The sequence below is a fragment of the Streptomyces sp. NPDC001002 genome (genome assembly GCF_053599215.1).
Genome location: NZ_JBSFLV010000099.1, coordinates 1 through 24,295, shown reverse-complemented (window position 1 = coordinate 24,295; position 24,295 = coordinate 1). Strand labels below are relative to the sequence as shown.

At 71.1% G+C, this 24,295-nt stretch carries 22 protein-coding genes; 12 read left to right on the top strand and 10 right to left on the bottom strand.

Annotation, left to right across the window (positions count from 1 at the left end; all coding sequences use genetic code 11):
* Positions 1-48: 48 nt before the first annotated feature.
* Together ACWDR3_RS33850 and ACWDR3_RS33845 are read left to right on the top strand one after the other, a co-directional pair.
* Positions 49-2,136, top strand: a complete 2,088-nt coding sequence (locus ACWDR3_RS33850) for a SpoIIE family protein phosphatase (protein ID WP_450356373.1) — start codon at positions 49-51, stop codon at positions 2,134-2,136.
* Between the two features lie 41 nt (positions 2,137-2,177).
* The gene (locus tag ACWDR3_RS33845) at positions 2,178-3,041 is read left to right on the top strand and encodes an Fpg/Nei family DNA glycosylase (protein ID WP_450356372.1); all 864 of its coding nucleotides are present in this window, start codon (positions 2,178-2,180) and stop codon (positions 3,039-3,041) included.
* A 35-nt stretch (positions 3,042-3,076) separates the two neighbouring features.
* Here ACWDR3_RS33845 and ACWDR3_RS33840 read toward each other — a convergent pair whose 3' ends face one another.
* Positions 3,077-4,348, bottom strand: a complete 1,272-nt coding sequence (locus tag ACWDR3_RS33840; RefSeq protein WP_450356371.1) for an alpha/beta fold hydrolase — start codon at positions 4,346-4,348, stop codon at positions 3,077-3,079.
* A 133-nt stretch (positions 4,349-4,481) separates the two neighbouring features.
* Here ACWDR3_RS33840 and ACWDR3_RS33835 point away from each other — a divergent pair, with 133 nt between their 5' ends.
* Positions 4,482-5,678: a sensor histidine kinase gene (locus ACWDR3_RS33835; RefSeq protein ID WP_450356370.1), complete on the top strand. Its 1,197-nt coding sequence runs from the start codon at positions 4,482-4,484 to the stop codon at positions 5,676-5,678.
* On the top strand, positions 5,675-6,346 hold the full coding sequence (locus tag ACWDR3_RS33830; RefSeq protein ID WP_450356369.1) for a response regulator: 672 nt from the start codon (positions 5,675-5,677) through the stop codon (positions 6,344-6,346). Before ACWDR3_RS33835 ends, ACWDR3_RS33830 begins: the two co-directional genes overlap by 4 nt.
* An 11-nt stretch (positions 6,347-6,357) precedes the next feature.
* Here the strand turns inward: ACWDR3_RS33830 and ACWDR3_RS33825 are convergent, their stop codons facing one another.
* The 3 genes from ACWDR3_RS33825 to ACWDR3_RS33815 form a co-directional block, all read right to left on the bottom strand.
* Positions 6,358-7,008 (bottom strand): zf-HC2 domain-containing protein, encoded by a 651-nt coding sequence (locus ACWDR3_RS33825; protein ID WP_450356368.1) that lies wholly within the window; start codon positions 7,006-7,008, stop codon positions 6,358-6,360.
* Between the two features lie 152 nt (positions 7,009-7,160).
* Complete coding sequence (locus ACWDR3_RS33820; protein WP_450356367.1) at positions 7,161-7,679, bottom strand: hypothetical protein; 519 nt, start codon at positions 7,677-7,679, stop codon at positions 7,161-7,163.
* A 135-nt stretch (positions 7,680-7,814) separates the two neighbouring features.
* Positions 7,815-8,360 carry a sigma-70 family RNA polymerase sigma factor gene (locus tag ACWDR3_RS33815; RefSeq protein WP_450356366.1) on the bottom strand — a complete coding sequence of 182 codons (546 nt, stop codon included), beginning with the start codon at positions 8,358-8,360 and terminating at the stop codon, positions 7,815-7,817.
* A gap of 232 nt (positions 8,361-8,592) precedes the next feature.
* Here ACWDR3_RS33815 and ACWDR3_RS33810 point away from each other — a divergent pair, with 232 nt between their 5' ends.
* On the top strand, positions 8,593-9,744 hold the full coding sequence (locus tag ACWDR3_RS33810) for a CapA family protein (protein ID WP_450356365.1): 1,152 nt from the start codon (positions 8,593-8,595) through the stop codon (positions 9,742-9,744).
* 30 nt (positions 9,745-9,774) lie between these two features.
* Here the strand turns inward: ACWDR3_RS33810 and ACWDR3_RS33805 are convergent, their stop codons facing one another.
* Positions 9,775-10,260 carry a MarR family winged helix-turn-helix transcriptional regulator gene (locus ACWDR3_RS33805; protein WP_450356364.1) on the bottom strand — a complete coding sequence of 162 codons (486 nt, stop codon included), beginning with the start codon at positions 10,258-10,260 and terminating at the stop codon, positions 9,775-9,777.
* 57 nt (positions 10,261-10,317) lie between these two features.
* Between ACWDR3_RS33805 and ACWDR3_RS33800 the strand changes: the two genes are divergently transcribed.
* Positions 10,318-11,187 carry an alpha/beta fold hydrolase gene (locus tag ACWDR3_RS33800; protein WP_450356363.1) on the top strand — a complete coding sequence of 290 codons (870 nt, stop codon included), beginning with the start codon at positions 10,318-10,320 and terminating at the stop codon, positions 11,185-11,187.
* A gap of 12 nt (positions 11,188-11,199) precedes the next feature.
* On the opposite strand, the gene ACWDR3_RS33795 is transcribed toward ACWDR3_RS33800, so the two are convergent.
* Positions 11,200-11,661, bottom strand: a complete 462-nt coding sequence (locus ACWDR3_RS33795; RefSeq protein ID WP_450356362.1) for a universal stress protein — start codon at positions 11,659-11,661, stop codon at positions 11,200-11,202.
* Between the two features lie 113 nt (positions 11,662-11,774).
* On the opposite strand from ACWDR3_RS33795, the gene lysX reads away from it, so the two are divergent.
* Together lysX and ACWDR3_RS33785 are read left to right on the top strand one after the other, a co-directional pair.
* Positions 11,775-15,053, top strand: a complete 3,279-nt coding sequence (lysX, locus tag ACWDR3_RS33790) for a bifunctional lysylphosphatidylglycerol synthetase/lysine--tRNA ligase LysX (protein WP_450356361.1) — start codon at positions 11,775-11,777, stop codon at positions 15,051-15,053.
* Positions 15,054-15,142: 89 nt separating this feature from the next.
* Positions 15,143-15,979, top strand: coding sequence for a polysaccharide deacetylase family protein (locus ACWDR3_RS33785; protein WP_450356360.1), 837 nt, complete (start codon positions 15,143-15,145; stop codon positions 15,977-15,979).
* A gap of 31 nt (positions 15,980-16,010) precedes the next feature.
* Here the strand turns inward: ACWDR3_RS33785 and ACWDR3_RS33780 are convergent, their stop codons facing one another.
* Positions 16,011-16,670: a class F sortase gene (locus ACWDR3_RS33780; protein ID WP_401711497.1), complete on the bottom strand. Its 660-nt coding sequence runs from the start codon at positions 16,668-16,670 to the stop codon at positions 16,011-16,013.
* A gap of 364 nt (positions 16,671-17,034) precedes the next feature.
* On the opposite strand from ACWDR3_RS33780, the gene ACWDR3_RS33775 reads away from it, so the two are divergent.
* A complete protein-coding gene (locus ACWDR3_RS33775) occupies positions 17,035-17,523 on the top strand; it encodes a hypothetical protein (protein WP_450356359.1) in 489 nt (162 codons plus the stop codon).
* Between the two features lie 101 nt (positions 17,524-17,624).
* Here the strand turns inward: ACWDR3_RS33775 and ACWDR3_RS33770 are convergent, their stop codons facing one another.
* The 3 genes from ACWDR3_RS33770 to ACWDR3_RS33760 all read right to left on the bottom strand — a co-directional run bounded on the left by ACWDR3_RS33770 (position 17,625) and on the right by ACWDR3_RS33760 (position 19,732).
* On the bottom strand, positions 17,625-18,155 hold the full coding sequence (locus ACWDR3_RS33770; protein ID WP_402344502.1) for a hypothetical protein: 531 nt from the start codon (positions 18,153-18,155) through the stop codon (positions 17,625-17,627).
* Between the two features lie 166 nt (positions 18,156-18,321).
* Positions 18,322-19,086: a bestrophin-like domain gene (locus ACWDR3_RS33765; RefSeq protein ID WP_450356358.1), complete on the bottom strand. Its 765-nt coding sequence runs from the start codon at positions 19,084-19,086 to the stop codon at positions 18,322-18,324.
* A 16-nt stretch (positions 19,087-19,102) separates the two neighbouring features.
* The gene (locus ACWDR3_RS33760; RefSeq protein ID WP_450356357.1) at positions 19,103-19,732 is read right to left on the bottom strand and encodes a hypothetical protein; all 630 of its coding nucleotides are present in this window, start codon (positions 19,730-19,732) and stop codon (positions 19,103-19,105) included.
* A gap of 293 nt (positions 19,733-20,025) precedes the next feature.
* Between ACWDR3_RS33760 and ACWDR3_RS33755 the strand changes: the two genes are divergently transcribed.
* The 3 genes from ACWDR3_RS33755 to ACWDR3_RS33745 all read left to right on the top strand — a co-directional run bounded on the left by ACWDR3_RS33755 (position 20,026) and on the right by ACWDR3_RS33745 (position 24,203).
* The gene (locus ACWDR3_RS33755) at positions 20,026-20,982 is read left to right on the top strand and encodes an SCO0930 family lipoprotein (RefSeq protein ID WP_450356356.1); all 957 of its coding nucleotides are present in this window, start codon (positions 20,026-20,028) and stop codon (positions 20,980-20,982) included.
* 276 nt (positions 20,983-21,258) lie between these two features.
* Entirely contained in the window at positions 21,259-22,071 is an 813-nt protein-coding gene (locus ACWDR3_RS33750) for an SAM-dependent methyltransferase (protein WP_450356355.1), read from the top strand.
* Complete coding sequence (locus ACWDR3_RS33745) at positions 22,068-24,203, top strand: putative bifunctional diguanylate cyclase/phosphodiesterase (RefSeq protein ID WP_450356354.1); 2,136 nt, start codon at positions 22,068-22,070, stop codon at positions 24,201-24,203. Before ACWDR3_RS33750 ends, ACWDR3_RS33745 begins: the two co-directional genes overlap by 4 nt.
* The last annotated feature ends 92 nt before the right edge of the window (positions 24,204-24,295 follow it).

Here is a 24,295-nt window from a genome sequence, read left to right as displayed (position 1 = left end):
CGTTCCGGCCGGGTCGAAGAATCCGGCGAATCCTGGCAAGGTGGGCCCATGGTTGATCGGGGAGCGAGCGCCCTGTCACTCCCGGACGACTGGCCAGCCCACCCGGATCCGATCCTGGCGCTCAATCGCATGGGCAGCTTCGACTGGGACCTGGACAGCGGCCTGTTCCACATGGACGCCCAGGCCCACGAGGTCTTCGACCTGCGCCCCGACGAGTACGACGACCACCCCGAGAGCCTCGCAATCCGGGTCCCCACGGCCGAGGGCCACCGGCTGGACGCCCTGGTCTCCCAGGCGCTGAAGGACGGCAGCGAGAACTACGGCGCCTACTTCCGCATCCGCCGCCGCGACGGCACCCTGCGCTGGACCCACACCCAGGGCTACATCCGGCGCGACGAGACGGGCCGTCCCCGCCGTGTCATCGGCATCGTCCGGGACGCCACCCAGGAGCTGAGCGACACCGAGGCGCGCGGCGAGCAGGCCGCCCAGGACGCGGCCCGGCGCGAGCAGACCAACGTCGTCCAGCTGACCACGGCCGCCCTCGCGCACGCCCGCTCCGTGCAGGACGTCATCGACGTCCTCAAGGACACCCACGGCCTCACCCATCTGGGCGCCACCAGCCTGGTCATGGGCCAGGTCGAGGCCGGCCGGATCCGGCTGATCGCCGAGGGCCCCGCGGGCAGCTTCGTCCCCGGCACCGAAGTCACCCGGATCGACGAGCACTACCCGATGAGCGAGGTCGTACGGACCCTGACCCCGTGCTTCATCGAGTCCCCGGACGAGTTCGCCGAGCGCTTCCCGATCCTGTGGCCCTACCTCACCGACCTGAACATCACCGCGGCCGCCTACCTCCCACTGATCGCCCAGGGGCAGCCGATCGGCGCGATGGGCCTGCTCTACAGCGACCGGCGCGGCTTCTCCCCGGAGGAGCGCAACGTCCTGGTCGCCCTCGGCAGCAGCATCGCGCAGAGCCTGCAGCGGGCCATGTTCTACGAGCAGGAGAAAGACCTCGCCACCGGCCTCCAGCAGGCCATGCTGCCGCGCTCCATCCCCAGCGTGCGCGGCGCCGACGTCGCCGTCCGCTACCGCGCGGGCTCCGCCGCGGGCACCTTCGGCCGGGACATCGGCGGAGACTGGTACGACCTGATCCCGCTGCCCGGAGGTCGCGTAGGCGCCGTCATCGGAGACGTCCAGGGCCACGACACGCACGCGGCGGCCGTGATGGGCCAGCTCCGCATCGTCCTGCGCGCGTACGCCGCCGAGGGCCACACCCCGGCCACCGTCATGGCCCGCGCCTCCGTCTTCCTGCACGAACTCGACACCGACCGCTTCGCGACCTGTCTGTACGCGGAGGCCGACCTGGCCACCGGAGTCGTCCAGGTCGTCCGGGCCGGCCACATCGACCCGCTCATCCGGTACGCCGACGGCAGCTGCCGCCGGATCCCCGTCCAGGGCGGCCTCCCGCTGGGCCTGTCCGCCGAGTTCGGCAGCCTCGACTACCCCGTCGCCACCCTGGAGCTCGACCCCGGCAACACCCTCCTGCTGTGCACCGACGGCCTGGTCGAACTGCCCGGCGCCGACCTCGACGAGGGCATGCAGACCCTCACCGCCCTCATCCGCAGCGGCCCGGACGACGTACGCGACCTCGCGGACTGTCTCATCGACGTGGCCGAGGAGCGCAACGGCGACGACGACGTGGCGCTGCTCCTGCTGCGCCGCCGGGGCCTTGAGGCGCAGCAGCCGGGCGGCCGGCTCCAGCAGCACGTGGCGCCCGGCGACCCCGAGGCGCTCACCCAGGCCCGCCACATGATCCGCGCCGCGGTCCGCTCCTGGGGCGCCCGCGACCGCGCCGACGAGATCGAACTCGTCGCCGACGAACTGATCACCAACGCCCTCATGCACACCGAGGGCGCCGCGATCGTCACCCTCAGGGTCCTCACCGACGGCGACCGCCGGCTGCGCGTCGAGGTCGAGGACTCCTCCAGCGCCCTGCCACGCCGCCGCGAGGCGGGAGAGTCGGGCGTCTCCGGACGCGGCCTGCTCCTGGTCGACCTGCTCACGGACGTGTGGGGAGTGGAGGCGCGGGGCGGCGGCAAGTGCGTGTGGTGCGAGTTCGTGGTGCCGGCCGGCGACTGAACCCACCTGGCGTTGTCGGCGCCGGATGGCACCCTGGACGTATGCCGGAACTCCCCGAGGTCGAAGCACTCAAAGACTTCCTCACCGAGCACCTGGTCGGACACGAGATCGTCCGGGTGCTGCCCGTCGCGATCAGCGTCCTGAAGACGTACGACCCTCCGCTCACCGCCGTCGAGGGCCACGAGGTCACCGCCGTGCACCGGCACGGCAAGTTCCTCGACCTGGAGACGGACGGCGGCCCGCACTTCGTGACCCACCTCGCCCGGGCGGGCTGGCTGCACTGGAAGGACAAGCTCCCCGACGGCCCGCCCCGCCCCGGCAAGGGCCCCCTCGCCCTGCGCGTCGCCCTGGAGACCGGCGCGGGCTTCGACCTCACCGAGGCGGGCACCCAGAAACGCCTCGCGGTGTACGTCGTCCAGGACCCCCAGGAGGTCCCGGGCGTCGCCCGCCTGGGCCCGGATCCGCTCGCCGACACCTTCGACGAGCAGGCCTTCGCGGACCTCCTGAAGACCGAGAGACGCCAGCTCAAGGGAGCGTTGCGCGACCAGAGCCTCATCGCGGGCGTGGGCAACGCGTACAGCGACGAGATCCTGCACGCCGCGAAGATGTCCCCCTTCAAACTCGCCGCGTCCCTCACCCCCGAGGAGACCACCCGCCTCTACGAGGCCCTGCGCGGCACCCTCACCGAGGCGATCGAGCGCTCCCGAGGAGTCGCGGCCGGCCGCCTGAAGGCCGAGAAGAAGAGCGGCCTGCGCGTCCACGGCCGCACCGGCGAACCCTGCCCGGTGTGCGGCGACACCATCCGCGAGGTCTCCTTCAGCGACTCCTCGCTCCAGTACTGCCCGACCTGCCAGACCGGCGGCAAACCGCTCGCGGACCGGAGGATGTCGAAGCTGCTCAAGTAGCCGGTTCATGGCCAGACGCGGCAGGCGGTTCACGGTCACTCGCCCACAAAACCGGTGACGGCCCGCCGGTAGACGTCCGGCTGCTCCATGTCGATGAGGTGCCCGGCGTCCGGCACGGTCACCAGCGTCGAGTCGGGCAGCACCTCGTCGTACTCGCGGGCGATGCCCGGGTTCTTGTAGTCGCAGGAGCCGCGCAGAATCAGCGTCGGCACGTGGACGCGGCGCAGTGCTGGCCGGGGGTCGCGGACCGTCAACTGGTCAGCGGTGGTGAGCTGGTTGGCGTAGAAACCGGGCACTGACTCGGGCAGGTCGGTCAGTGGGCGGTCGGGGTGGCAGGTGGCCGCCGGGGCGGCGATCGTGAGGAGCTTGGCGAAGACGGGGTCGATCTCGGCGTCGGGGACCAGGGCGTGCGCGGCCCGCGGGTTCGCCTCCATCAGCAGCGACCACGCCAACAGCCTTGGGCTGGCCTCCAGTTCGTCGAGGCGGCGCTGCTGGTCCGGCGTGAGCCGGTCCCAGATGTCGCCCTCGGAGCGGTCCTTCCAGGCCGGCGCCCACAGCACGCCCGGCGAGGTGAGCACCATCCGCGACACATGGTCGGGGTACGCGGCGAGGTACTCGGCGGCCAGCGTGGCGCCCCAGGACGCGCCCATCAGCACGACCCGGTCAGCACCGATCCGCGCCCGCACGGCCTCCAGGTCGGCGACCTGACGGGCCACCGTGTACCCGGTCGGATCGGCGAGCCGCCCTGAACGCCCGGAGCCGAGTTGGTCGTAGGAGTACATGTCGTAGCCGCGCGTCGTGAGGAGGCGTTCCAGCGGATCCGGGCCGTCGCCGGGGGTGCCCGGACCGCCGTGCAGCACGATGACCGGAGTGGCGCGCGGGGTGCCCTGGGCGCGCTGGAGTGTGTAGGCGAGGCGGGAACCGGTGGGCAGTTCCCAGTAGCCGGTCGGCCGCGAGCGCGGGTGCGGTGCGGCCTCGTCGAGGGGCTGGAGGACGGTCGCGTAGGCGGCCAGCGCCGTGGTGAGCAGGACGGCCGCCGTGATGAGGGCGGTGACCACCCGGCGCCGTACCCCCGCGTACACCGGGAGCGCGCAGCACACGATCAGCGCGGCGATCCCGGCGGCGGCGAGCAGGGCGAGGTCGGCGGTTACGGTGGCGGTCACCCACAGGGCGGCGACCGCGGCGACCGGCGCGAGCAGCACACCGAGCAGCACGAGCAGGCCGCGGCCGATGAGAGCGACAGGGCGCGGGATCCGTCGCTGGGGCTTGATCTGCCGTGTCTCCGAAAGGAGTTGGGTTGTCGTCATACGGCGATGCTGCGGGCGCCGGCCCCTCGGTCGCGTCCGCCGGCGCGAGCCGACCGGGTCCCCGTCCAGGTGGACGGGATGTCCGCCCCCGGGTGGACGCGAGGCCTCGGGCGCCGTCCGTAGCCTGGCGGACGTGGGGGAACGCTGGAGACGATGGCGGCCCGATCAGGCCGTGGAACGCGGCCCGTTGTGGGTGCTGCTCGACGTGGTGATCGCGTACCTGTCGGCGGTGATCGCCGTCGGGCCGTCCGATCACACGGCCTCGGTGCTGTCCGGGCCGATCGCCGAACGCGCCTGTGCCGTGGTGTGGTTCGCGGCGATCGCGGGCCGCCGGTTCGCGCCCGCGGGCGCGCTGTGGGCGGGCGCCGCGGCCACCGTGACGGCCGTCGCGGCCGGGGCCGAGGTCACCAACGTCTCCCTGGCGACCGCGCTCGCCCTCACCCTGGTCGTCCAGACCCGCCCGACCCGGCAGGCCCTGGAGTGCGCGGGACCGCCCGCCCTCGCGGCCGTCGCGGCCCTCGCCACCGACGAGAACGCCTTCGTGCCCGCCGTCGCCGTCCACGTCGTGGCCTGGATCGTCGGCCGGGCGGGACGGGCCCGCCGTGAGGCGCGGGACGCGCTGCGCGCCCGGTCGAGCGAACAGGCGGTGGCGGACGAACGCTCGCGCATGGCACGGGAGTTGCACGACGCGGTCGGCCACGCCGTGACGGTCATGGTCACCCACGCGGGCGCCGCCCGCCTCACCCTCGGCACCGAATCACCGCCCGTGCGCGAGGCGTTGGCGCGGATCGAGGAGGTCGGCCGCAGCGCCATGACCGACCTCGATCGCATCCTGGGCCTCCTCACCGACAGCTACGACGTCGAGGCCGCCCTGCGCGCCCTGGTCACCCGCCTGCCCGCCGACGTCACCGCCGAACTCCGGCTCCCCGCCCCGGAGTCGCTGCGCCGACTGGAGCCACGGGTCGCCGAGACGGTCGGTCGAGTGGTCCAGGAGTCACTGACCAACGTCGTACGCCATGCCCGGCCCGCCCACGCGGTCGTCGCCGTCGAGGTCCGCGACCACGCGATCGCCGTCGTGGTCACGGACGACGGAACAGGCACCCGGGCCGATGTCCCGGGCGGGGGACGGGGGTTGCGAGCGATGCGGGAGCGCGTGGCCGACCTCGGCGGCGATGTGGAGACCGGACCCGCCGAGAGCGGCGCAGGATGGCGGGTGGCGGCCGTGATCCCGCGGAAGGACCTGAAGGACCTGAAGGACCTCAAGGACCTCAAGGACCTCAAGGATCCGAAGGATCTGAAGGAGATCGAGGAGCCAGGGGAGCGCTCATGATCCGTGTCCTGTTGGCCGACGACGAGGACCTCATGCGGGCCGGTCTGCGGATGATGCTCCAGACGCAGGCCGACCTCACCGTGGTCGGTGAGGCGTCCGACGGCCGGGAGGCGGTCCGGCTGGCCGCGACGACCGCGCCCGACGTGGTCCTCATGGACGTACGCATGCCGGTCCTGGACGGAGTCGCCGCGACCCGGGAGGTCGCCGCCGCCGCGGTGAACGGCTCGCCCAGGGTGCTGATCCTGACGACCTTCGAGCTGGACGAGTACGTCTTCGCGGCCGTCCGCGCGGGCGCCAGCGGGTTCCTTCTCAAGCGGAGTCCGCCCGAGGTCCTGATCGAAGGGATCCGCACGCTCGCGTCCGGCGAGGCGCTGCTCGGCCCTTCGGTGACACGCCGTCTGCTGGCCGAGTTCGCCCGTTCGACGCCCGCCGCACCAGCCCCCGAGACCGCCCGTCGCCTGTCCCGGCTGACCGAGCGCGAACATGATGTCCTGCTTCTGCTGGGCCGTGGGCTGTCCAACCAGGAGATCGCCGCCCGCCTGCACATCGGCGAGGCGACCGTGAAGACCCATGTGGCGCGGGTCCTCGACAAACTCGCCCTGCGCGACCGCGTCCACGCCGTCGTCTTCGCCTTCGACCACGGCCTGGTGCGACCGGGCGGGGCTTGAGGCGCGAGTTCCTAGGCGGGGTCGAGCGTCACCAGGTGGTCGCCGTCCGCCGTACGCACCTCGTAGTGGTCGATCTCGTCCGGGTGCATGGCGGCGCTGCCCTGGATGGTGTTGGGCCGGGCGTCGTGGTCGGGCACGGTCCAGCTCGTCACGATCTCCTCGGAGCCGTCGCGGCCGACCACGACCAGGCGACAGGAGCGCGGTCCCGCGCCGTCCTTCACCTGGACCTGGATCGCGCTGCCCGACTCCTCGTCCGCGACCTTCACCTCGGCCCACACGCCCGTCTTCGCGTCGGTCGCGGCGACCTGTACGCCTTTGTCGCCGCCGCCCGCGTACATCGCGATGCCGGGGCCGGCCGCGGCGATCGCCACGGACGCGGCGACCGCGTACAGGAAGCGCCGGCGTCCGGCCTGATGTCGGGCCGCCACCGCGCCGAGCAGCCGGTCGAGCAGCTGCGGACCGGGTTTGGCCATGGGGTGCACGAAGCGCGGGGTCGCCCGGCGATACAGCATCATCTGCCGCGTGATGGGCCCGAACTCGGTCACGTGTGCCGCGCAGCGCGCGCACTCCATGAGGTGGTCCTCGAAGCGGAAGGCGTCCGCCTCGTCCAGCACGCCGAGCGCGTACGCGGCGACGTCGCGATGCCTCTCCAGGGACCTCATGCCGAATCCTCGTGCCGTTGGGTGCGGGTTGGGTTACTCGTTGCTCCCATCGGTACGCACCAGACCGTCGAATCACTCAAGGCACACACAGAATCGCAATCAAGGGATTCGTAGCGGCCCGGCACGCGGATTGGTCCGGATCGAAACAGGTCTCAAAAAAGGTGGATGGCGAGGTGGCCGAGGGGCAGGCCGAGTTGCCACGCCTTCGTCCAGACCTTGGGTCCCTCGTCCTCACCGACCGCCGGACCGCCGCCCGGCACCGCCGCGTTGAGGTCGGGCGCGAGCAGCTCCGTCTCCTCCAGCCAGCGCCAGGCCTCCTCCGCCAACGCCAAGTCCGGTGCGGGAGCGCCGGATTCGACCACCTCGGCGGCGAGCAGGGCCATGCGCTCGCCCACCCAGTCCTGCCAGGGCTGGTCGTACGCGGTCAGTGACAGCCAGGTCTCCAACTGGGAGACCACTCGGATACCCGAGAGTTCGCCGTCGGTGTCGGACAGGAAGATGGTCAGCGCCAGGGCGTCCCGCCCGGCGCGGAACTCGAAGGACGTCGGCGGCATGAGATCGCCCGTCCGCAGCAGCTCGTCGGCGATGTATTCGGCGTACAACCAGGCCATGGGGACGATGAGTTCGCCTTCACCTGTGCCGTCCGCGCTCTCGTGACCTCTGTGCAGCATCCCTTCCTGCCTTCCTCCGGTGCGTGCGCGATGCCCGTCGCCGGGCCCCAGTCCGGAACACGGATGAAGACAGCCGATTACTCAACCATGGTCGTCAGCAAGGCGCTTTACCGAGGTTTGACCAAGCCTTCGGTTTCACCGCAGGTCGGCTGCATAACCGGGGAGCACCCGACGAAGGGCACGCAGCGCGTAGAACGCGCGAGACTTCACCGTACCGGGAGGGATCCCCAGCGTTTCGGCGGCTTCCGCCACACTCGCCCCCTGGAAGTACACGAGCACCAGGACTTCACGGTGCTCCGGAGTGAGTGTCTTCACAGCCTCGCGTACGTCGAGGGTCGCCGCCGCCCGTTCGGCGTGGTCGGCGATCACGCGCGAGTTCTCCAGGACCGCGTCCCCGACCTCGGCGGGCCGCGCCTGCCGGGCACGCCGCGCGTCGATGGCGAGCCGCCGGCCGACGGTCATCAGCCACGGCCGTACGGAGTCGAAGTCGTCGGCGCGCAGGGCCTCGGGATGCTGCCAGGCCCGCACCAGCGTCTCCTGGACGAGGTCCTCGGCGCGCTGCCGGTCGCCGTCGCAGAGCCGGAGCAGGAGCGCGAAGAGGGGCCGGCCGTGCTCGCGCTGCAGCGCGACGAGCTCGTGCTCGGCGGTCGTCCCGTTCGTGAGGGTGGTTCCGGCCGTCATGGGCGTATGGCATCGCAGGGGGCCGTTTCGGGACAGGGCACGCACACGGATCTGCGGCGGACGGTCGATCGCGTCGACGAACGGTTCGATGAACGGTCCCGTCCGGTACGCGCGCTGGGCCGGCAGGCCCCGTCCGGCGCACCGGACGGGCGAACCGGCGTGTCGGGGGCGTTCGGGGGCGCCCTCAGCTCCGTACCTTTTGTGGGTAAATATGACCACAGTGAGGTGGCTGATGATTGCACGCAGACGACAGGTCGTCCTGGCCCTCACCGCGATCCTCGTCGGAGGAGCCGCCTGCCAGGCCCGGGACCACCAGACACCCTCACGGGCCGGGCAGCCGGCACCCTCGGCCGATCGGGGATTCACGCTCGTCGCCTCCGGTGACGTCCTCCCGCACAGCTCGATCATCGACCGCGCGCTCTTCGACGGAGGCGGCAAGGGCTACGACTTCCGGCCGATGCTCGACGGCGTCAAGCCGATCGTCTCGGGTGCCGATCTGGCCCTGTGTCACATGGAGACCGTCTACGGCGCGAACGGCGACTACACCGGCTACCCGACCTTCAAGTCCCCGCCCGAGGTGGCCCGGGCGCTGGCAGCCACCGGCTACGACGACTGCTCCACCGCCTCCAACCACAGCCTCGACGACGGCGCCGCCGGCATCCTGCGCACCCTCGACGCGCTGGACCGGGCAGGCGTGGGTCACGCGGGAACGGCGCGCACGGCGGCCGAGGCGCGCTCGGTGACGGTGTTGCGCGCAGGACCCGCGAAGGTCGCCCACCTCGCCTACACCTACGACACGAACGGCTTCCCGCTGCCGCCCGGTCAGCCCTGGGCCGTCGACCTCATCGACCAGAACAAGATCCTCAGGGACTCCCAGGCCGCCCGGAAGGCCGGCGCCGACGTGGTCGTCGTCTCGCTGCACTGGGGCACGGAATGGCAGGACGCCCCCGACGAGCAGCAGCTCGCCCTGGCCAAGACGCTCACCGCGGCCCGGACCGGCGGCCGCCCCGACATCGACCTGATCATCGGCACCCACGCACACGTCCCGCAGGCCTACGAGAAGGTCAACGGCACCTGGGTGGTCTACGGCATGGGCGACCAGATCGCCGGCGAGATGACCAACTACCAAGGTGTCCAGGACCCGCGCGGCAACGAGTCGACCATCGCCCGCTTCACCTTCGCCCCACCGGCCGCGCCGGGCGCCCGCTGGCGGGTGACCAAGGCCGAATTCATTCCCCAGCAGTTCGACATCGACGCGGGCCGCGTGGTCGACCTCAACCGGGCGCTCGCCGAGGGAGCCGACGTGCGCAGCGTCCGCGACCGCATCCGGGAGGTGGTGCTCAGCCGGGGCGCGGGCAAGGACGGGTTGGTGATGGGGAAGTAGCCGACGGGGAAGCAGTCGATGGGAAGAGAGTCAGTCCCCGGGGTCGAAGGTCCGCAGCATCTCCTTCAACACGCGGACGCACGCACGGAGTTCGGCCTCCGTCAGCTCGCCCCCGACCTGCCGGTTCAGGGCGTGCTCGCGCTCCAGGATCGCGGTGATGACGGCCTCGCCCTCGTCCGTGATCCGGATCAGCGAGGACCGCTGGTGCGCGGGGTTGGGTGTCGCCTCCACCCAGCCCCGCGCCATCGCGTCGTTGACCATGCGCTGCACGAACTGCCGGGTCAGCGCCATGACTCGGCCCATCTGAGGCACCGTCATGGACCCGTACCTGTGCAGCAGGACGAGCACGGAGCGCACGCCGACGGACACCCCCTCGACCGCCCCGTTCACCCCGGCCGCCTCGTCCTGCTCCAGCTTGCGCAAGCCGCGCCGGTACAGCGCGCCGACGAGGTCGAACACCTCGCTGACGCGGTGGCCGAGATCGTCGGGTGGCAGCGGTGCGTCGATGTCGTTCACGCGGCCATCATGACACCTTGGTTGCCAAAATCGCGCGAAGATGACACCTTGGTTGTCATGACTGCTGCTTCGGAACTGAGCAATGCGGAACTGGGTCACTCAGAGCGAGGTCCTGCTGATCTCCAACGTTTCGCGTCCCCCGACGGCGACCTCGCCTACCGCGACAGCGGTGCCGGGGACGGGGACCTCGTGGTCCTCGTGCACCCCGGATACGTAGACCACCGGATCTTCGACGACCAGATACCGGCGCTCGTCTCCGCGGGATACCGGGTCATCGCCCCCGACGTGCGCGGTCACGGCTTCTCGGCCAACGCGAGCAAGCCGTTCCGCTGGGCCGACGACCTGGGCGCGCTGCTGCGTCACCTCGACGCGGGACCCGCCGTCCTGGTCGGCGCGTGCATGGGCGCGGCCGTCGCGACCGACACCGTGATCGAACACCCTGAACTGGTCCGTGCCGTGGTCGTCGCCGGGGGCGGCACCAGCGCGTTCGAGTACAGCGACCCGTGGACGATGGAGCGCGCGGCGGAGTCGGGCCGCTTGCTGGCCGCGGGTGATCTCGCCGGCTGGATCGAGGCCTTCGCCAAGAACATCTCCGGACCGCACCGCTCCGTCGACGACATCGACCCTGAACTGGTGCGCCGGATGCGGGAGATGGCCGCGCACACCGTCGCCAAGCACACCGTGGGGGAGAAGGACTGGTACGTGCCGCTCGACGACCCCTGGAGCCGGGTGCCGGACATCGACGTACCCGTCCTCGCCGTCCACGGCGCGCTGGACGCGGACGACGGCATCGCCATGGCCGAGAAGTTCGCCCGGACCGTCCCGAACGGCCGCTCCGTGACGATCGAGGAGGCCGGCCACTTCCCCAACCTGGAGCGGCCCGACGCCTTCAACGCCGTACTGCTCGATTTCCTGCGGGGCCTGTGAGGCCGGTGATGCCTACGGCACCACGGTGACCGGCCACTTGCCCGCCTTCACCAGTCGCACGGCCACCGACCCCACGAACCGGTGGCCGGCCTGCTCCGAGGCGCCCACCACCACGGCGTCCGCCTTGAGTTCGTCGGCCGCCTTCGCCAGACCGCCGTAGGGGTCGCCGCGGAACGTGTGGAACTCCCAGCGCACGTCGAATATCCCCTTGACCTGCTCGGTGGCCTCCCGGATCTGCGCGATCAGGTTCTCGGCGATCTCGTCCGTCGTCTCGGCGACCGGAGCGCCCATCGCGGCGCCCGCCGCCATCACCGGCTGCACGTACACGATGGCCAGCAGCGCGTGCTGTCGGCGGGCCAGGCCACCGGCGTAGGACGCGGCGCGGAGCGAGGAGTCGGAGCCGTCCACGCCGACGACGATCACCTTGGGGCCGTCCGTGCCCCGCTCGAACTGGTGCGAGTGCTGTTCCGTCACGGCGCAGAGGCTATCGGAAACCGCAGGTCCCGCCCCCGGTCGGGACGCCTCGACGGGCGCGGCGGCCGGGGCCTTCCTACAGTCGGAACCATGACTGCCACCGTGTCGGAACCATGAAGGCCACCGCGGAGGCCGCGAAGCCCAAGGACACCGCGGGCCGGAACCGGCCACCCGGCAGCGGCCCGCTGAGCAGAGTGCCCGAGGGATTCGCGACCTTCTTCGGCGCGCTGGGCCTCCTCTGCGTCCTGCTGGCCTTCATCCCACCGCTGCGCACCGCGCTGCGCCCGGTCGTCCGCTTCCTCGACCTGCTGATCGTCCCGGTCAGCGCCAACCTCGCCTACGCCGTCTTCCTCTTCCTGCTGGCCGCCGCGACCGCCGCCCGCAAGAAGGCCGCCTGGTGGCTGGTCGTCGTCTACCTGGGCCTGCTCGTCCTCACCGACGCCCTGGGCGTGGCGGTCGGCCTGTACTTCGACTCCCTGCCGTCCCTGATCGTCTGCGGCCTCGCCCTGATCCTGCTGATCGTCGCCCGCAAGGAGTTCTACGCCGCCTCCCGCCGCGCCGCCGTCCGCCGCGCCCTCCTCGTCCTGTTCGTCGGGCTGGTCCTCGGCATCCTGGTCGGCTGGGGACTGGTCGAGCTGTTCCCCGGCACCCTGCCGCACGGCCAGCGCCTGGCCTGGGCCGCCAACCGGGTCTGCGGCGGGCTGGTCTCCGCCCGCTCCTTCGACGGCCGCCCGCCGCGCGCCCTGTACTTCCCGCTCGGCCTCTTCGGCGCGCTCGCCCTGCTCAGCGCCGCCGCCACCATGTTCCGTTCCCAGCGTATGGAAGCCGCCCTGCACGGCGACGAGGAGTCCCGCATCCGCGCCCTCCTCGCGGCCTACGGCGAACACGACTCCCTCGGCTACTTCGCCACCCGCCGCGACAAGGCCGTCGTCTTCTCGCCCAGCGGCAAGGCCGCCGTCACCTACCGCGTCGAGGCCGGCGTCTGTCTCGCCAGCGGCGACCCCGTCGGCGACCGCGAGGCCTGGCCGCACGCCCTCGCCGCCTGGCTGGACGTGGCCCGCAGACACGCCTGGGCGCCCGCCGCGATGGGCGCCTCCGAGGACGGCGCGAAAGCCTTCGCCCGCGCGGGACTCGGCGCCCTGCAACTCGGCGACGAGGCCATCCTGCACGTGGCCGACTTCGACCTGTCCGGCCGCGACATGCGGGTCACCCGGCAGGCCGTCCACCGGGTCCGGCGCACCGGCGCCACCACCCGCGTCCGCCGCCACTCCGCCCTCACCGACCAGGAGATGGAGGAGATCGTCGACAAGGCCGACGCCTGGCGGGACACCGAGACCGAACGCGGCTTCTCCATGGCCCTGGACCGCCTCGGCGACCCGGCCGACGGCGACTGCCTCCTCGTGGAAGCCCTCGGCGAGGACGGCCGACTGCTCGCCCTGCTCTCCTTCGTGCCCTGGGGCAAGGACGGCGTCTCCCTCGACCTGATGCGCCGTGACCGCTCCGCGCCCAACGGGGTCATGGAGTTCATGGTCGCCGAACTGTGCGCCGCCGCACCCAAGTTGGGCGTCCGCCGGATCTCCCTCAACTTCGCCGTCTTCCGCTCGGTCTTCGAGGAGGGCGCCCGCATCGGTGCAGGGCCGGTGCTCCGCCTGTGGCGCCGCCTGCTCCTGTTCTTCTCCCGGTGGTGGCAACTGGAGGCCCTCTACCGCTCCAACGCCAAGTACCGCCCCGAGTGGTACCCCCGCTTCATCTGCTACGGCGACACCGTCTCCCTCGCCCGGATCGGCCTGGCCTCCGGAATCGCCGAAGGCTTCGTCTCCGTACCGTCGTTGCGCAAACTCTGGGGAAAGGGGCACTCGAAGGGGGCGCCCAGGCCCGCGACGACCGAGGGCCTGCCGTCGCTGTCGGCGCTCGGCCTCGCCGGAGGGGACGAGGCCGGGCCCGGCGACCAGCACACCGGCCGGCCCGAACAGGTCCGCATCCGGCACCGCACGCTCGACCGGCTGCGCGCCGACGGCGTCGACCCCTACCCGGTCGGCGTCCCGGCCCGCACCCACACCCTCGCCGAGGTCCGCCCGGGCGAGGAAGTCACCGTCGCCGGCCGGGTCATGCTGGTGCGCGACTTCGGCGGCATCGTCTTCGTCGGGCTGCGCGACTGGTCCGGGGACGGCCAACTCGCCCTCACCCGCGAGGAGTCCGGCCCTGACCTCGACCGCTTCGTCTCCGACACCGACATCGGCGACCACATCACCGCCACCGGCCGCGCGGGCACCAGCGACCGGGGCGAGACCACCGTCTTCGTGACCTCCTGGCAGCTCATCGGCAAGTGCCTGCGCCCCCTTCCCGACAAGCGCCGGGGCCTGACCGACCCCGAGGCCAAGGTCCGCATGCGCTACCTCGGCCTGGTCTCCAGCCCCGCCGCCCGCGACGTGGTCCGCGCCCGCTCCACCGCCGTACAGGCCCTGCGCCAGGGCCTGTTGGAGCGTGGCTACCTGGAGGTCGAGACCCCGATGCTCCAGCAGATCCACGGCGGCGCCAACGCCCGCCCCTTCACCACCCATATCAACGCCTACGACCTCGACCTCTATCTGCGCATCGCCCCCGAGCTCTACCTCAAGCGGCTCTGCGTCGGCGGCTTGGAAAAGGTCTTCGAGATGGGTCGCACCTTCCGCAACGAGGGCGTCTCCTACAAGCACAACCCCGAGTTCACGATGCTGGAGGCCTACCAGGCGTACGCCGACTACGACGTGATGCTCGACCTCGCCCGCGAACTGATCCAGGGCGCCGCCACCGCCGCCTTCGGCTCGCCGATCGCGCGCAAGGGCGGCGAGGAGTACGACATCTCGGGCGCCTGGCCGGTCAAGACCGTCTACGGGGCGATCTCCGAGGCGCTGGGGGAGCCGGTCGACGCGGACACCGAACTGCGCGCACTGCACCGGCTGTGCGACCGCGCGAAGGTGCCCTACAAGGACGAGGACGGGCGCGGGGACGTCGTACTGGAGATGTACGAGCGGCTGGTGGAGGAGCGGACCCAGCTGCCGACCTTCTACAAGGACTTCCCGACCGACGTCTCCCCGCTCACCCGCCAGCACCGCACCGACCCGCGGCTTGCCGAGCGCTGGGACCTGGTCGCCTTCGGGACCGAACTCGGCACCGCCTACTCCGAGCTGACCGACCCCGTCGAGCAGCGCCGCCGCCTCACCGCCCAGTCCCTGCTCGCCGCCGGGGGAGACCCCGAGGCGATGGAGCTGGACGAGGACTTCCTCGACGCCCTCGAATACGCGATGCCGCCCACCGGGGGTCTCGGCATCGGCGTCGACCGACTGGTCATGTTCCTCACGGGTCTGACGATCCGTGAGACGCTCCCGTTCCCCCTGGTGCGCCGCCGCTGACCCCAATCGCTGGGCCGTGTGGGTGTATTCCTGCCGCCGCGCCGGTGTTGCTGTGGTGGGTCGGCCTCCGGCCGGGCGACTGATGAGTCATGAAGAAGGATCAGTTGCTCACGCGGCGCGGGGCGTTGTTCGCCGGCGCAGCCGCTCTGGGGGCGGCCGGCACCGCCGGCGCGGTGCTGTGGGGTACCGGCGGCGGACCGGCCAAGCCTCCCGCTCCCGCCGCGGGACCGCAGGCGAGCCGCCCGCTCAAGCCGTCCGCCTACCGGCTCCAGCCCCTGACCGGATACGGTCCGCCGCGCACCACCGCCGGCCGGACCCTCGTACGGCACGAGCCCTTTCTGAAGATGTCCGGTCGCGGGCGCACCATGGTGCTGACCTTCGACGACGGGCCCGACCCCCGCTACACCCCGCACATCCTGGACACCCTCGCCGAGTACGACGTCCGGGCCATGTTCTTCGTGTGCGGGGAGATGGCCGTCGACAACCAGGACCTGCTGGCCCGCATGGCCGACGAAGGGCATGTCGTCGGCAACCACACCTGGTCCCATCCGCTGCTGACCCGGTTGACCCGTAAGCAGATCCACTCCGAGATGGACCGCACCAGCGATGTCATCGAGGAGGCGTACGGGGAGAAGCCGCAGTGGTTCCGCGCGCCCTACGGCGCCTGGAACCGGGCCGCCTTCCAACTCGGCGCGGAGCTGGGCATGGAGCCCCTCGCGTGGACGGTCGACACCCTCGACTGGACCACCCCGGGCACCCGCACCATCGTCCACCGGGTCGAGGGCGGCGCCGCCCCCGGCGTCGTGGTGCTCTCGCACGACGCCGGGGGCGACCGCTCCCAGAGTGTCCGGGCCCTGCGCGACTATCTGCCGCAACTCCTGGATTCCGGCTATCACATGAGCGTGCCGAGACGGCGAACCGCGTAGACCGAATTCCGCCCGCCCGGTCGGGGAACGCTCAGCGGACCTCGACCAGGCGGGCGAACACGACCACGTTCCCGTCGTATCCGTGCTGCTTGGAGAAACCGCCCCCGCAGGTGATGACCCGCAATTCGGGGGTTCCCTTGGAACCGTAGACACGGTCGCCGGGGAAGTCGTTCTTCGCGAAGACCTCGATGCCGTAGATCTCGAAAACGGCCGTCTTTCCGTCCTTGCGCGCGACCTCTACTCGATTTCCTTTCTTGAGGGCTCCGAGTCCGTAGAAAACGGCGGGGCCCTGTTTGTTGTCGACATGGCCGACCACGACGGCCGTGCCCTTTTCGCCGGGTGACACCGCTCCCGTGAACCAGCCCGCCAGATTGGGGTCCTCCGGTGGTGGCGCCCCGACCCAGCCGTCCGAGTCCAGGCCGACCGCCATGACGGGTGCGTCGACCCGGATCGACGGAATCCGCACCCGGTCGGGCATCGAGAACGCCAGCGGCTGGGCCTTGGCGAAGGTCCCGGGCACATGGCTGTCGGCCGCGGCCGCCGAGGCCGGCTGCGGCGGACCCACGTCGAACTCTCCTGAACCATTCCGAATGAGCGCGAGGCCGGTCAGCAGAACAAGCGCTATCACGCCCCAAGGAGCACGCTTCTTCGGCTGCGGCTCCTCCTCGTCGGCCAGCTCGAACGCAGACATTCGATTTCCCCTCTCGACGCGGCCGTCGCCACGTCATTCGCGCATACGAGAACGCTAAGTCCCGCGCGCGAAACCGGCGACGGGGGAGAAGCGAACGGGTGGCCGTCCTCCCCGCTTCCTCCCGCCGTCCTCTTGCCGTACTCCTTTGGTGCGCCATCCGAGTTGCCGTGCGCAGGAATTTTCTGACGGTCCGTGACCTGCGGTGATATCCGATTGTGCGGTTATCCCTCGGCGTGTCTTCTCACCAGGACGGACCAGTGCCGAAATGCGGCTTCGCGCAAGGCAACTGAGGGTCAGTCTGGGAGGCGCTTTCTCGCCGATCCACCGGGGAACAAGTCCCGGGGCGTCTTCCGCGGAGGATCACATGCGTACCACTCGTGCCCTGGCGGCCTCGGCCGTCGCGGTCGCCGCAGTCGGACTCGTCGCCCCGGCGGCCGTCGCGCGCGACGGAATGAACCTCAGTCCCAGCAACATCGTCGCGTTGCCCAGTGTCATCGCCCGGGGCGGGCAGCTGACCCTCACCGTCGACAACTGCACCGGACCTGCCACCGCGACCTCGGACGCGTTCCCGGCGACCACGCTCTCGGGCACCAGCAGCCTGATGCGGGGCACCGCCACGGTCAACCGCAATGTGCGCACGGGCTCGCACAGCATCACGGTCACCTGCGCCAACGGGTCCGTGGTCAACCCGGCCGCCTTCACCGTCATCGGCGGTGTCCGCGGTGGTCTCGGCGGCAGCAGCACCAGCGGGGCGACGCCGACCGACATGGCGATCGGCGGCGGTCTCGTGGCCGCGGCCGTCGTCGGCAGCGGACTGTTCTGGATGCGCAGGCGGTCGGAGAAGCGCATCTGACCTCACCCCCTTCGGAGGGCGGATCGCACGCACAACAGGCCTTCGCCCCGGATCCCTTGTCAGGATCCGGGGCGAAGGCCTGTGCGGGTGAGGTGCCCGGGTCAGCCGCCGTCCTCTCCGGTGCGGCGGCGCGAGAAGTGGTACGCCGCCCCGACCGAGCCGACGATGAGCGCGGCACCCATGCCGAGCTCCTTGACGTCGAACCCGGCGATGCTGCCGCCCTCACCGGCGTGTACGCCCCGGTAGGGATTGAGCGGCACCGGTGTGGGGTTGACCGGGCGTCCGCCGGCGATGGTCAGATCCGTCGAGCCGCTCGCGCCGTCACACGCGAACGTCACCTGGTAGAGCGCGCCCGGCTTGGCGTCCCAGTCGACCATCGCCGTCGCCGACGACTGCCCGGGGCGGATCCGCACCGTGTCGAAGACCGCCGACGTGACCGTCGCCGTGCCTCGGCAGCCGCCGTCACGGTTCAGCTGGAGCGTGACCTGACCGCCCGCCGCGATGGTCGAGGGCAGGACGCTGAAGCCGAACGGCGTGATGTTGCCCTCGCCGCTCGCGACGGCGGCCGGTGCGGAAAGAGCGAGGGCGCTGATGCCCAGCAGTGCGGCCGAAGCGACGCGTATCGCGCGCATGGTGGTTCCTCCGGTCCCCGAGGAGCAGCAGCGGACCTGTTCCGCTTGCGCCGGAAATGCACCTCGATGATCGAAACGCTAGGAACATGTGTACGTGTGCGCGATCGCAGTCGTGCGAATGGGGCAACCGTGTGGGCCGCTCAGGGGAACGGCGTTTGAAGGGCCGTCAGCCCCCGACATGAGGGAAGAGCCGCAGGAAGGGTTCCGCCGACGCCGTGATGCCCCGGCTGTAGGGCGAGTCGAAGTCCCAGATGAGGAACAGAAGGAAGGCGATCAGGGCGGAGAACAGCCCGGCCAGGATCAGTTCCCGTGCGGTGCGCCGGATCTGCAGGGCGAAGACCATTCCGATGGTGACGACGGCTCCGGTCAGCAGTCCGAACCACACCACGCCCGGCATGGTCGCCCCCATGGCGTCCGCCCGTGCGTTGCGGGCCTGGTCGGCTGCCATCACCTGGTCGATCAGCGGCTGGTAGGCCTGCGCCTGGAAGTCCGTCGTCGGCTGGTAGTCGGTGACGTCCACGCGGATCCGCTCCAGGAGGTCGGTGCCCTTCCGGGTGACCTCGCCGTGGTCGGCCATCGACTTCCACTCGTTGTTGACGACCTGTCCGACATAAGCGTTGACGTCGTCCCGAATGCGGTCACGGACGTCGGGCGGATAGACCCGGACCCGTTCCGAGATCTCGTGCAGCGCGACGGCCTCGGCCTGCACGTGGTCCTGGGCGGCGCTGCGGGCCTCCCACACCCCGGCGATGGCCAGGCCCAGGACGATGGCGTACACCACGCCGATCCACATCGTCATGTACTCGATGACGTCGGGGGTCTCACTGATGTCCTCGTCTTCGGACGCCGTGCGGTGCCGCAGAAAGGTGATGATGACCACCACGACGCACGCGGCCAGCATCGCGAGAGTGAGAACAAGCCATTCCGGCAAGAGGTGCCTCCAGGAATCAGCGCGGCCGCAGCGCGGCGACGGCGATCACGGCGGGAGTCGTGATCAGCAGAACGAAAGTGAGCGGGGACGGACTGTCGTGGGTCGGCCGCTTGGGGGCCGGCGCACGGTATTTCGGGTAGCTCACCGGACTGGCGCTCGGGCCGGGGGCGGGCTTGGCCGAGGGCTTCGGCGGCGGGGTGGGCGTGGGCTCGGGAGGGGGCGGGGGAGTCGGGGCCGGCGGGCGCGGGGCCGGCCGGGCGGCGGGTGGCTGGGGCGGAGCCGGGGGTGGTGGTGTGGGCGTCGGCTTTGGGGTGGGTTTCGGTTTCGGGGGCGGCGGCTTCGGCGTCGGCGTCGGTGTGGGCTTCGGCTTGGGCGGCGGCGGTTTCGGTGGCGGGCTGGGCGTCGGGCTCGGCGTGGGTTCGGGACACGGCGGAGGCGGCGGGGGCTTGGGGCAGCCCGGAGGGGTCGGCCAGTCGAGGCTTCCGGCGACCGCCACCGCCTCTGTGCCGTCCGGGCCGGTCGAGGCGTACGCGCACGCGTCGGCCACCGCCATGCCCGCCGGTGCCCCCATCAGCAGCCAGGCCAGCGTCACCGGGGCCAACAGCCGGGCGGTGAGGCCGATTCGGGTCGGTTCGGGTCGATGCACGACGGAGATCATGAGCCCTCGCGGGCCCGCGCACGCGATGGCGCAGAAGGATTGGCCCGAACGGGGGAAGTAGTGGGTCCGGGGGTTTGATCAGGACTCGCTCACGTCTCCGTCAATGCGCACGTATGCGCGAGAAACAGGACGAGTCGCACAGGTCGGTGCGCCTGTGTCACAGGTTCCGGAAAGAAATCTGCGGGGCGGTTGAACACAACCGCAGGCCCCATGCGTACTCAGTGCCGTGCGGCGGCGCAGCAGGGCGCTGCAATAAGCCTTGGGATTATGGGGAGTTGAAGATGAAGACCTCCTGGCGGAGCGCCTCACTCGTGGCAAGCGCTGCGGCTGTACTGGCGCTGACGACGGCGTGCGGTCAGGAAAGCGGAACGTCGGCGGTGGGCAGCCAGAACGTGGGCGCCACGGCGGCCGCGGGCGACTACGGAAGCGTTCCGGCGGCCGGTACGAGCGCCAGCCCCAGCAATGGATACGGTGCCGACGGCCAGAATCTGGGCACCCAGACGACCCCCGCGGGCAAGCTCGCCGTCGCCGAGGACGCGGAGCTCGGCAAGGTCCTCACCGACGGCGCGGGCCTGACCCTCTACCGATTCGACGACGACACCGCCGAGCCGCCCAAGTCGAGCTGCGACGGCGACTGTGCCACCGCCTGGCCGCCGGTGCCCGCGGACGATGCCACGGCCGGCGCCGGTATCGACAAGGCCCTGCTCGGCGAGGTCACCCGGACCGACGGCACCAAGCAGCTGACCATCGGCGGCTGGCCGGCGTACCGCTACGCCAAGGACACCAAGGCCGGTGACATCACCGGTCAGGGCGTGGGCAAGAAGTGGTTCGCGCTGGCCCCCGACGGCAAGAAGGCGACTCTCGCGAGCCTGCCCGGACTCTCCGTCCGCAAGGACCCCAAGCTCGGTGACATCGTCGTCGACAAGAACGGTCACACGGTCTACCGCTTCCTGAAGGACGTGGCCTGGCCCGACCCGATCTCCAACTGCACGGGCGCCTGCCTGGACAAGTGGCCGGTCGTCGCCCCGGTCGAGGCGAACGACACCAAGGGCCTCAAGAAGAGCGGCCTCATGGCCATCACCCGGCCCGACGGCATCAAGCAGATGACCATCGACTGCTGGCCGTCGTACACCTTCGCCGGTGACGAGGCTCCCGGTGACACCAACGGTCAGGGCGTCGGCGGTACTTGGTACGTCATGGCGCCCGACGGAAAGCCGATCGGCGCACCGAAGAAGTAGGGATCACCTCCCCAGGGCTGATCGCACCGGACAGCGCTCGATCGAATGGTCCGCCCCCTCCGCACCGCACGGAGGGGGCGGACCGCTTTTGCGTTCCGGCGGGCATGTCTGGCTTTTCGGAGGGCGTCGAGTTGCCCTTTTTGATCGGGCGATTACGGCATGTGCCGCAGGCAGTGACCGGGAACGGACGGTCAATTTCCGTTTGGGCTCGCCCCGTTGGCAGGCGATCAGTAGCCTCAGCTCGAACACCGGATCGCCTAGCCCTTGGAGAGATAGATGGAGCGTCCCGCCTGGGCCCCTCGGAGCATCGACATCTCGGTGCCCAGCGTTTCGCGCATCTACGACTACTACCTCGGCGGTTCGCACAATTTCGAGGTCGACCGGGAAGCGGCCCGCAAGGCCATGGACTTCATGCCGGGACTGCCCAAGATCATGCAGGCCAACCGGGCGTTCATGCGCCGCGCGGTGCGGTTCGCCGTCGACGAGGGCATCACCCAGTTCCTCGACATCGGCTCCGGCATCCCGACCTTCGGCAACGTCCACGAGGTCGCCCAGTCGGCCCGGCCCGGCGCACACGTCGTCTACGTCGACCACGACCCGGTGGCCGTCGCGCACAGCCAGGCGGTGCTGGCCGGCAACGAGGACGCGGACGTCGTCGCCGCCGACCTCCGCAAGCCCCAGGAGATCCTCGCAAGTGCCGAGGTACAGCGGCTGATCGACGTGAACCGGCCGGTGGCCCTGCTCCTCGTTGCCATACTGCACTTCGTGGAGGACGAGGACGGCCCGTACGAAGCGGTGGCCCAGCTGCGCGACGCGCTCGCGCCCGGCAGCCTGCTGATCCTCACCCATGCCTCGTACGAGGGAATCCCGCTCCCCCCGGAGCGGGCCGCGGGCACGGTGGACGTATACAAGGACATTCGCAACCCGCTGATCATGCGCTCGCGCGACGAGATCGCGCGGTTCTTCGAGGGGTACGACATGGTGGAACCGGGACTGGTGCCGATGCCGCACTGGCGGCCGGAGACGGCACTGGAGGACGAGGATCCCTACGCGTTCTCCGGGTTCGCCGGCGTGGGGCGCACGGCGTGAGCGCGGAGCCGGACGGGCCGGAGGACAGACTGCGCCGGTTCGCGACGATCTGGAGCCGGGCGGTGTTCCCGGTGACCTCGACGTCGCTGACCCGGCCGGAGTTCGAGGAGCAACTCCTGCCGCTGGCCCGGCGGTTGAGCCAGGCCCTGCACACCAGGACGCTCGACGCGGACGAGGGCAGAGCGGTCGGCGCCGCCCTCGTCGCCGCGCACTGCACCGACCCCGAGGCGCTCAGCCGCTCGCTGGACTGTGTGCACGCCTATCTGGTGCTCTACTGCGGCGAGGACGGCGACCAGGAGGACCTGCGGGCCCGCGCGGCACGCCTGCAGCACGCGATGGCCGCCGGGTACGCCCAGGCGCTGCGCGAGCGCACCCTGGCCGAGCAGGAGGCGATCTCGGCGGCGGCGCTCAAGGCGCAGGGCGTGGTCGCCCAGGCGCTGCACGCGAGCGAGGCCCGCTTCCGAGCCGTCTTCGAGGGCGCGGCCATAGGAATCGGCATCGCCGACCTCGAAGGCAACATCCTGCAGGTCAACGGCGCCCTGCTGCGCATGTTCGGCCTCACCGAGCAGACGCTCCGCGGCCGCCGGGTCCAGGAGTGGACCCACCCCGAGGACGCGCCCCAGACCTGGACGCTCTACGACGAGCTGGTCCGCGGCGAGCGCGAGCACTACCACGTGGAGAAGGCCTTCTCCCGGCCCGACGGGACGGCCCTGTGGACCAATCTGACGGTCTCCCTGCTGCGTGACGCGGACGGCACCCCGCAGTACCAGCTCGCCCTCATGGAGGACACCACCGAGCGCCGGCTGCTCAACCTCCGGCTGCGCTACGAGGCCACCCACGACGCGCTCACCGGCCTGCCCAACCGCACCTTCTTCTTCGAGCGTCTTGAGAAGGCGCTGGGCGCCGGGACGGGCCAGCGCTTCGGTCTGTGCTACCTCGACCTGGACGGCTTCAAGGCCATCAACGACAGCCTCGGCCACGCGGCCGGCGACCGGCTGCTCGTCGAGGTCGCCGACCGGCTCCAGGCGTGCGCGACCGCGCCCGGCGAGATGGTCGCCCGGCTCGGCGGCGACGAGTTCGTGGCCCTGACCACCGGGACCGGCACCGAGCGCGAGGTCGACGAGCTCGCCGAGCGGATCATGAACGCCCTGGTCACGCCGATCAGCGTGGACGGCAGGGAACTTCTGGTGCGCGGCAGCATCGGCATCGTCGAGGGTCCGGCGGGCGAGCGCACCCCCGCCGAGGTGCTGCGCAGCGCCGACATCACGATGTACCGGGCCAAGTCCGCGGGCGGCAACCGCTACGAGCTCGCCGACGAGGAGGCCGACGCCCGCGCCATCACCCGGCACGGGCTCACCACGGCGCTGCCCATCGCCCTGGAGCGCGGCGAGTTCTTCATCGAGTACCAGCCCCTGGTCCACCTCGGCGACGGCAGTGTCCGCGGTGCCGAGGCCCTGGTGCGCTGGCTGCATCCGCAGCACGGTGTCCTCGGCCCGGACCGCTTCATCCCGCTCGCCGAACACACCGGCCTCATCGTCCCGTTGGGCCGCTGGGTCCTCGAACAGTCCGTCCGTCAGGCGCGCGAGTGGCGCGAGCGGTACGACGACTCGGGCCCGATGCGGATCAACGTCAACCTCTCGCCCTGCCAGCTCACCCACCCCGGCCTGGTCCAGGACACCGTCGACATCCTGGAGCGCGCCGGCGTCCAGCCGGACGCCCTCTGTCTGGAGGTCACCGAGTCCGCGCTCATCGGCGCCGACGACGACCTCCTCAAACCACTGCGCAGGCTCGCCGAGATGGGCGTCGACATCGCCCTCGACGACTTCGGCACCGGCTACTCCAACCTCGCCAACCTCCGCCGGCTGCCGGTGAGCATCCTCAAGCTGGACCGCTCCTTCACCCAGAGCATGCAGCAGTTCCCGGCCGACCCCGTCGACCTCAAGATCGTCGAAGGCATCGTCGCCCTCGCCCACAGCCTGGACCTGGCCGTCACGGTCGAGGGCGTGGAGACGGGCGCCCAGGCCGAACAGCTCCGCATACTGGGCTGCGACACCGCCCAGGGCTGGTACTACGCCCGCCCCGGCCCGCCGGAGCGGCTGCACGAACTGGCACTGGTGGACGCGACGGGCTGAGCCGCCCGGACGCACAAGGCGTCGGCCGAGGCCCACCCACACTCCGTACAGCTGGGCGGTCTTCTCCTGAAGGGTCATCGCGTCGATCAGAG

Bases quoted from the DNA above. Each gene is read 5' to 3' on its own strand.
- ACWDR3_RS33850 (WP_450356373.1), top strand. From the start codon at position 49: ATGGTTGATCGGGGAGCGAGCGCCCTGTCACTCCCGGACGACTGGCCA.
- ACWDR3_RS33845 (WP_450356372.1), top strand. From the start codon at position 2,178: ATGCCGGAACTCCCCGAGGTCGAAGCACTCAAAGACTTCCTCACCGAG.
- ACWDR3_RS33840 (WP_450356371.1), bottom strand. From the start codon at position 4,348: ATGACGACAACCCAACTCCTTTCGGAGACACGGCAGATCAAGCCCCAG.
- ACWDR3_RS33830 (WP_450356369.1), top strand. From the start codon at position 5,675: ATGATCCGTGTCCTGTTGGCCGACGACGAGGACCTCATGCGGGCCGGT.
- ACWDR3_RS33825 (WP_450356368.1), bottom strand. From the start codon at position 7,008: ATGAGGTCCCTGGAGAGGCATCGCGACGTCGCCGCGTACGCGCTCGGC.
- ACWDR3_RS33820 (WP_450356367.1), bottom strand. From the start codon at position 7,679: ATGCTGCACAGAGGTCACGAGAGCGCGGACGGCACAGGTGAAGGCGAA.
- ACWDR3_RS33815 (WP_450356366.1), bottom strand. From the start codon at position 8,360: ATGACGGCCGGAACCACCCTCACGAACGGGACGACCGCCGAGCACGAG.
- ACWDR3_RS33810 (WP_450356365.1), top strand. From the start codon at position 8,593: ATGATTGCACGCAGACGACAGGTCGTCCTGGCCCTCACCGCGATCCTC.
- ACWDR3_RS33800 (WP_450356363.1), top strand. From the start codon at position 10,318: ATGACTGCTGCTTCGGAACTGAGCAATGCGGAACTGGGTCACTCAGAG.
- lysX (WP_450356361.1), top strand. From the start codon at position 11,775: ATGAAGGCCACCGCGGAGGCCGCGAAGCCCAAGGACACCGCGGGCCGG.
- ACWDR3_RS33785 (WP_450356360.1), top strand. From the start codon at position 15,143: ATGAAGAAGGATCAGTTGCTCACGCGGCGCGGGGCGTTGTTCGCCGGC.
- ACWDR3_RS33780 (WP_401711497.1), bottom strand. From the start codon at position 16,670: ATGTCTGCGTTCGAGCTGGCCGACGAGGAGGAGCCGCAGCCGAAGAAG.
- ACWDR3_RS33775 (WP_450356359.1), top strand. From the start codon at position 17,035: ATGCGTACCACTCGTGCCCTGGCGGCCTCGGCCGTCGCGGTCGCCGCA.
- ACWDR3_RS33770 (WP_402344502.1), bottom strand. From the start codon at position 18,155: ATGCGCGCGATACGCGTCGCTTCGGCCGCACTGCTGGGCATCAGCGCC.
- ACWDR3_RS33755 (WP_450356356.1), top strand. From the start codon at position 20,026: ATGAAGACCTCCTGGCGGAGCGCCTCACTCGTGGCAAGCGCTGCGGCT.
- ACWDR3_RS33750 (WP_450356355.1), top strand. From the start codon at position 21,259: ATGGAGCGTCCCGCCTGGGCCCCTCGGAGCATCGACATCTCGGTGCCC.